The sequence below is a fragment of the Pelomicrobium sp. G1 genome (assembly GCF_051905455.1).
Classification (GTDB): Bacteria; Pseudomonadota; Gammaproteobacteria; order Burkholderiales; family UBA6910; genus Pelomicrobium.
Genome location: NZ_JBQACR010000555.1, coordinates 1 through 241 on the forward strand (window position 1 = coordinate 1; position 241 = coordinate 241).

The following is a 241-nucleotide window of genomic DNA, read 5'->3' on the forward strand; positions in this document are numbered from 1 at the left end:
CGACATCCGTCATCCTAACCGCTGGCGCAGGGTGTTCATGATCATGCATGGTTACGGGGAACGGTTCCGTCTTTCTGGGTTCCAATGCCGGCTGAGCCGCGAGCTGCACGCGGAATTGAGTGCATTGCTGGACGGAATCATTCACCATGGCGATGATCACATGGTCCTGCTCGATCTCGGCCTGGCCGAGAGGGTCGTGCCCCGGTTCGTGAGCCTCGGAAAGACCTTCACACCCATTGAG

Annotated in this window: 1 protein-coding gene; it reads left to right on the forward strand. The window is 58.9% G+C overall.

Going from position 1 to position 241, the window contains the following annotated elements; genetic code table 11:
* Positions 1-37: 37 nt before the first annotated feature.
* The coding region (locus ACTFO6_RS19610) for a CRISPR-associated endonuclease Cas2 (protein WP_439935974.1) at positions 38-241 on the forward strand (204 nt) is incomplete at its 3' end.